The 4,715-nt window shown below is 32.1% G+C and carries 8 protein-coding genes; 1 reads left to right on the top strand and 7 read right to left on the bottom strand.

The genetic code is table 11. From position 1 onward, the window contains the following. Nucleotides 1-401, top strand: a 401-nt coding sequence (locus HMPREF9129_RS09710; protein WP_004823129.1) for a tyrosine-type recombinase/integrase, incomplete at its 5' end; no start/stop codon positions are given. Nucleotides 402-548: 147 nt separating this feature from the next. Here HMPREF9129_RS09710 and rpsI read toward each other — a convergent pair. The 7 genes from rpsI to HMPREF9129_RS11795 form a co-directional block, all read right to left on the bottom strand. Next, a complete protein-coding gene (gene rpsI / locus HMPREF9129_RS09705) occupies nucleotides 549-941 on the bottom strand; it encodes a 30S ribosomal protein S9 (RefSeq protein WP_004823127.1) in 393 nt (130 codons plus the stop codon). A gap of 11 nt (nucleotides 942-952) precedes the next feature. Continuing rightward, entirely contained in the window at nucleotides 953-1,384 is a 432-nt protein-coding gene (gene rplM / locus HMPREF9129_RS09700; protein WP_004823126.1) for a 50S ribosomal protein L13, read from the bottom strand. A 141-nt stretch (nucleotides 1,385-1,525) separates the two neighbouring features. Next, nucleotides 1,526-3,016, bottom strand: a complete 1,491-nt coding sequence (locus tag HMPREF9129_RS09695) for a 4Fe-4S dicluster domain-containing protein (protein ID WP_004823125.1) — start codon at nucleotides 3,014-3,016, stop codon at nucleotides 1,526-1,528. Between the two features lie 7 nt (nucleotides 3,017-3,023). After that, a complete protein-coding gene (locus tag HMPREF9129_RS09690) occupies nucleotides 3,024-3,305 on the bottom strand; it encodes an NADH-quinone oxidoreductase subunit NuoE family protein (protein WP_004823123.1) in 282 nt (93 codons plus the stop codon). Between the two features lie 11 nt (nucleotides 3,306-3,316). Further along, the gene (locus HMPREF9129_RS09685; protein WP_004823122.1) at nucleotides 3,317-3,826 is read right to left on the bottom strand and encodes a phosphatidylglycerophosphatase A family protein; all 510 of its coding nucleotides are present in this window, start codon (nucleotides 3,824-3,826) and stop codon (nucleotides 3,317-3,319) included. Between the two features lie 10 nt (nucleotides 3,827-3,836). Beyond that, on the bottom strand, nucleotides 3,837-4,376 hold the full coding sequence (locus HMPREF9129_RS09680; RefSeq protein WP_004823120.1) for a thermonuclease family protein: 540 nt from the start codon (nucleotides 4,374-4,376) through the stop codon (nucleotides 3,837-3,839). Next, nucleotides 4,366-4,715, bottom strand: a 350-nt coding sequence (locus HMPREF9129_RS11795) for a hypothetical protein (protein WP_004823117.1), incomplete at its 5' end; no start/stop codon positions are given. The genes HMPREF9129_RS11795 and HMPREF9129_RS09680, both read right to left, overlap by 11 nt.

Below are 4,715 nucleotides of genomic sequence, written 5' to 3'. Positions count from 1 at the left end.
AAAAAGAAGATGTTAATTTAGAAGAGCGATACATGGTTGGTGGTTCTAAAACAACTGCAGGTATCAATCGAATTGTTCCTATCCACCACAAGATATTACCAATAATAACTGCTCTTTATGCAAAAAATAAAGTATACTTGATAGAAAATAAATTAGGTAAACAAATGAAATATTCTAATTTCAGAAGAGAAAAATGGGATAAAATTATGAGCGATTTAGAGATGAAACATCTCCCTCATGAATGTAGGCACACAACCGCAACTCTACTTGATAGATTTGAAGCTAACAGTAATTCTATCAAAAAAATTCTCGGCCACTCTTCTACAAATATAACAGATAAAACCTATATCCATAAAGACTTAAGCCAGTTAATTACAGCGATTGAGAAGATAGAGATATAATACATTTTGTATATTGCACGTATATTTCGTGTATATTACGAGCTGATTTTTAATGATTTCTAGTGATATTTATTGATACGATAAAAAAAGAGAACCCTTGGAAGTTGGTGTTTCCAAAGGTTCTGATTTTTTGTATGAAAAATATTTTTATCTCTTTGAGAATTGTGGAGCACGTCTTGCTTTCTTTAAACCATATTTCTTTCTTTCTTTCATTCTTGGATCTCTAGTTAAGAATCCAGCTTTTTTAAGAATAGATCTGTGTTCTGGGTCCACTTCAAGAAGAGCTCTAGCAATACCATGTCTGATAGCTCCTGCTTGACCAGTGTATCCACCGCCTTGTACTTTAACAATTACATCAAATTGAGCAACTGTTTCAGTAAGTTCAAGAGGCGCCTTAGCAACTGTTATAAGCGTTGCATAATCAAAATAATCTTCAATATCTCTATTGTTTACAGTAAATTTACCGTTTCCTGGTAGAAGTCTGACTTGAGCTATAGATTTTTTTCTTCTTCCAGTTCCTCTATATTGAGTTCTTTCCATTTCCTACCTCCTCAGTTGATTTCCAATACTTCAGGTTTTTGAGCTTCGTGAGGATGTTCCGCACCAGCATATACCTTTAGCTTAGTAAACATCTGTCTTCCAAGTCTTGACTTAGGAAGCATACCCTTTACAGCATATTCTACCATTCTTTCAGGGTGTTTTTCTCTGAGTTGTTTGTAGGCAATTTCACGTCTTCCACCTGGATATCCAGTATGATAAGCGTGGATTTTTTGTTCCCACTTATTTCCTGTAAGTTTTACCTTATCAGCATTGATTACAATAACATAATCACCTGTATCCACATGAGGTGTATATATTACCTTATTCTTTCCTCTTAGGATAGACGCTATTTCAGAACTAAGTCTTCCTAGCACCTTATCAGTTGCATCTACTACATACCATTTTCTATCTACTTCATTGGCTTTAGCCATATAAGTTTTCATAGATTTCCTCCTGTTTTAAAATTTTTCCGGGGCTTTTAAAACACTCCTGTTATTTTAATACATAAACATCCAAAGGTCAAGTATTTTAGGGAATTTAATTTACAAATTTACAATTAAATTAATTATAAATTTAATTACTTATTATTTTCCTATCTTTTCATTTTCAAGCGGAGAATATATATCAGATTCTTTCATAAACTTTTGAACATCTTTTTTAACTCTTGTTACAGATGCCATAGTACCCACACCTGCTATACATCCACCAGGGCAAGCCATTCCCTCTAATAAATAGCCATTGTATTTTCCAGCTTTGGCTATTTTAACCATTTTTACACACTCTTGTAGTGTATTAGCTCCTAATATATTAATTTCTCTATCAGGTTCTAATTCCAATGCAACTTGTTTTACAGCTTCTGCAACTCCACCAGCAATTGGATATCCTCTTCCCAATGCTGATGCATCTTTGACATCATTTTCAATAACTATTTCTGAAGGCTCTATTCCTTTAGCTACAAACATACCCATAAGCTCTTCAAATGTTATTACAAAGTCAACATGTGATTTAACTTTAGTATCTAAAGCTTCTAACTTCTTAGATGTACAAGGACCAATAAAACAAATTATTCCTTCAGGGTCTTTTTCATGTATATATTCAGCAGTATATCTCATAGGGGAACCTGAATCTGAAATTTGCCCAGAAAGTTCTGGGAATTTATTTTTTACCATTAAAGCCCAAGAAAAACAGCATGATGTTCCCATAAATGGAATATCATTTGGTACTCTATGTATATACTCTTTAGCTTCATTCATAGTTGTAACGTCAGCTCCAAGAGAAACTTCTACTACATCTTCAAACCCCAATTGTCTGATACCTTCAACTATTTGTGCTGGAGATGAGTTAGCACCAAATTGTCCAACAAATGAAGGCGCAACTGCAGCATAAATTCTCTTTCCTGATTTTATAGCTTTTATAAGTTGATATATTTGAGTTTTATCAGCTATCGCTCCAAACGGACAACTTGCTATACATCTTCCACAAGCTACGCAGTTATCGTGATTTATTTCTGCTCTACCATATTCATCAGAGCTTATACAATCTACCCCACAAACGGCTGCGCAGGGTCTTTCATACATAACAATTGCATTGTATGGACATGCTTCTTTACATCTTCCACAATTTATACATTTTTCTTTGTCTATATGAGCTCTTGATCTTCCAACAGACACTGCATTTACAGGGCATACATTTGTACATGGATGCGCCATACATTTTCTACAGTTGTCTGTAACCACATGAGCTTTTGTAGGACATGCTTCACAAGCAAACTTTATTACATTAATCAATGGTTTTTCATAGGCATTAGTATCTATATCTACTTTATCAAAACCATCTGTGAGCTTTTTATAAACAGATATTTCTCTGGCATCCATTCCCATTGCAAGCCTTAATCTCTCGTCTGCAACAGCTCTTTCTCTAAAGATATCTTCCCTATACTTTGCGACTTCACCGGGTACAATTCTATAAGAAGAATCTTCAAGTTCTGAAATATCTACATCATAATAAGCAATTCTAGCTACTTCAGCAAATACCTTTCTTCTAATGTCCACAATACTTTGATATGTCTCTTTCATTCTTACCTCAGCTTCTTAATTTGTTTATAATTTTTTCACTTACTTCTTGTGGAGTAGCTCTAAAAATAATTTCATCATCTATTATCACAACCGGAGCATTAGTTGATTCCTCTTCAGGATTGCAATACTCACCATTCAAACATTGTCCCAATTCTATCTCTAGATTTTCAGCTGAACAATAATCTGACTCCGGTCCACAAATATCATTTTGTAGTAATTCTACTGCGTCATATATCGTGCTTGCCCCCATAAGTGTACATCTAGATCCCATACAAATAGTAACTTTCATCTACATTCCTCCTATTTTTGACGTGTATGTGCTATTCTTGCAGCTGCTGCAGCAGCTATAGCTGCTATTAAATCATCTGCAAATGTCTCTACATTCTTAAGTGAATCTGATTTTTTCTTTCTCTTATCTAATTCATCAATAATACCTATTTTCTTTTTATCTAAGTATCCAAAATTAGTAAGCCCTATAGTTCCATATAAATTTACAATTCCAAGTGGCAAAACTTCATCTATACCATACAATTTTTCGTCTTTTGCAATAATTGTTTGTATAGGTTCTGGTAATAGTTGTTTTTGTGCCATTTCATCTATAGCAAGTCCTGTTAATACAGCATGAACCACTTCTCTTTTCTTTAGTACCGCTTCTATGTTTTCTAAACATTCATCTAATGTTAAATCTTCAACATATTCTTTTTGTAATAAAAGTACTATTTCAGCAATATCTTTAAGTTTAACTCCTATTTCTTCTAACTTTGCTACAGTTGTATCATATAGCATTTGTTGGTCATAATTATAATTCATAAAACCTCCTTCATTCTAATGCATTACCTCTTGTAGTGCCTTCAATTGAATATTCCCACATTCCATTCTTTTCTTTTATAGCTTTCTTTTGTATATTATTAAATATTTTTTGATATTTATCATTTGGCTTAAAGGTGTATACCCTAGCAAGACCATATCTTAAAGCTATACCAGAATAATTTAAATTTTCTATAGTATCCCTATTTAATTCATTTGGTATTTCTAACCATATATATCCAAGTATTCTACCATATTTATCTCTTGTTTCTACATCTTTTTCTATAAAAACTTTTTTATTGAGCATTATCTTTTCAGCTAAATCTTTAGCCTCTAAAGATAGATATTCTTTTTTAGAAATTTCTGGAGCATTTATACCTATTATTCTTATTTTTTCTCCATCACTTGTTATTACTGTATCTCCATCTACTACTTTTGTCACAATAATTTCATTATAATTATCTACTATTAATTCATTACTGCTTTGTAAATATATGTAGATTATAATTAAAATTATTAGAAATATAAAAGATAGATACCTGTTATCTCTCATTTTTTCTTTTTCTCATTTCCATCATTTTTCTACGTCTATTAATTTTGACTCTCTCTCTTTTTATAGATATACCAAATACTATAGTTGGAATCAATGAACTAATGAAAAGAACTAAATAATTTGAATCTATTCCCAATACTTCCATAGGGTATACAAAAGGAAACATAAATAAATCCATTGGTAATCTCCAAAGATTACCTGCAACTTCAAATCCATCTTTTGAATGTGTTCCTATTAGTGAAATTATAGCTAATATTAAAAACAATAAAACTATAACATTTCCAGAAAAGAAATCCAACTTAGAGTTAGCTTTTTTAGAAGACCCTTTCCAAAATTGTA

It is taken from the genome of Peptoniphilus indolicus ATCC 29427, from assembly GCF_000227315.1.
Taxonomy (GTDB): Bacteria; Bacillota; Clostridia; order Tissierellales; family Peptoniphilaceae; genus Peptoniphilus; species Peptoniphilus indolicus.
This window is presented reverse-complemented; position numbering and strand designations above follow the sequence as displayed.